Annotated in this window: 2 protein-coding genes and 1 rRNA gene; 1 reads left to right on the forward strand and 2 read right to left on the reverse strand. The window is 34.0% G+C overall.

What is annotated here, in order from left to right; translation table 11 throughout:
- Positions 1–72, reverse strand: a 16S ribosomal RNA gene (locus JOC86_RS24480); the annotation flags it as partial.
- Positions 73–421: 349 nt separating this feature from the next.
- On the reverse strand, positions 422–652 hold the full coding sequence (locus JOC86_RS24485) for a hypothetical protein (RefSeq protein ID WP_205176322.1): 231 nt from the start codon (positions 650–652) through the stop codon (positions 422–424).
- 143 nt (positions 653–795) lie between these two features.
- On the opposite strand from JOC86_RS24485, the gene pdaB reads away from it, so the two are divergent.
- A complete protein-coding gene (pdaB, locus tag JOC86_RS24490) occupies positions 796–1,545 on the forward strand; it encodes a polysaccharide deacetylase family sporulation protein PdaB (protein ID WP_205176330.1) in 750 nt (249 codons plus the stop codon).
- The last annotated feature ends 309 nt before the right edge of the window (positions 1,546–1,854 follow it).

Below are 1,854 nucleotides of genomic sequence, written 5' to 3' on the forward strand. Positions count from 1 at the left end.
AGTCCGCTCGACTTGCATGTATTAGGCACGCCGCCAGCGTTCGTCCTGAGCCAGGATCAAACTCTCCGATAGAAGTTTGACTTGCTCATTTGTGTTAGAACTATGTTCTTACGTTGTAAATCTTTTTTAGAATTAACGTTGACGTTTTGTCTTGTTCAGTTTTCAAGGTTCAATGTTTCCGCTCCGTTTGAAGCGACTTTTCTAATATAACATTCTACACATCTTAATGTCAACAACTTTTTTCTTTTTTATGAAAGGATTAATTAAGAAGTTGTTCCAAAAATATGTAGCCGCTCATTTGCGACGTTTATAAATATATCAGGATATTTACACATCGTCAATAACATTTTTAAAAATTATTATATAAATTTAAAAGTGTTTCAAAAAACATAAGCTGATTGAAACACTTTGACAATAATTATTATAATTTCTCTTTGCCATAGGTTGAGGTCATCATATACTTTATACAATCACGATGTGTTCCCACTCTTTTAAAAAGGGAAAATAATATTTTATATCTTTCTTCCATCGCCCTTTTTACGATTTTGTCAATTCTTTTGTCTTTAAGATCGAATAAGATTTCATCCATCTCTCTCTTAAGTAAGTATTCAATTTCTTGTCTCTCTCTTTCATCAATCAAAAAACCGAGCAATTACTTCACCCCTTATTAATGATTAATTGTAGTTTTTTCCAATTTCATCTAAATTATGAATGACTTTTTAAATTATAAGTCATATTTTTTTCTCGGACATGCATATGGTTAGATAAGGAACTTGTGTGTTGAGGAGGATATAAATGAATTTCTTTTACACTTTAAACGCCAAGAAGTTGAAGCAGCTTAGCCTGATATTGATTATTTCCTTTTTTACTGCCGTATTTCTTTATAGTGGTAGTTTATCCATTTTGCCTGTATTTTCTACAGAAGATGGACCAAAAGCGATTTATAAAGGAGAAAAAGGGATAGCACTCACATTTAATGTTGGGTGGGGAGATGAAAAAGCTGAACCGATTTTAGAAGAACTTGAAAAGCAAGATGTCGATTCTGCTACCTTCTTCCTTTCCGGCGCATGGGCGGAAAGACATCCTGAACTAGTAGAGAAAATAGTAAAAAAAGGGTATGAGATCGGTAGCTTAGGATATGCTTACAGTGATTATAGTGAGATGGAAGAAAAAGAAATCCGGAAAGACATTTTAAAGGCTCAAGATGTTTTTCAAAAATTAAATATTAAAGATATAAAGCTTCTCAGGGTACCTACAGGACATTTTGATAAAAAGACTTTAGCCGTAGCCGATAAAATTGGACTTACGGTTGTCCATTGGAGTGTAAATTCACAGGATTGGAGAAATCCGGGAGTCGACGAAATTATTAAAAACACCTCATCGTCTAAAAAAGGAGATATTATTCTTCTCCATGCTTCAGATTCAGCTAAACAAACGAAGGAAGCCCTGCCGAGTATAATAAAGGAATTGAAAGGCAAAGGGGAATTTGTAACCGTATCTGAACTGATTGCAAATGGTGACACGAAAACGACCTTAATTCCATAATGCTTAAATCATTGGTTTTTATTTATATTTTATATAACAATAGGGGCTGTCTGGTAAGCAATCTACTGTCAGACGGCTCATTTTGATTATTTTCTGGTTTTTCCCTTTTTGACACCCCATTTTCCTTGTTTTGAATGTGGAAATACACAACTTTTCAATTTTATGCACGAAAACTACTAGTTAATGCACAAGAATCGAATTATATGCACCAAAGCTCTACGACCCCCTAATTCTTTTGGACACTTTTGTGGTGAAACAGTACACTAGAACCAAACAAATTCAGGAATTAGGGAGGGATATTCTCTATGC

Source organism: Rossellomorea pakistanensis, from assembly GCF_016908495.1.
GTDB lineage: Bacteria > Bacillota > Bacilli > Bacillales > Bacillaceae_B > Rossellomorea > Rossellomorea pakistanensis.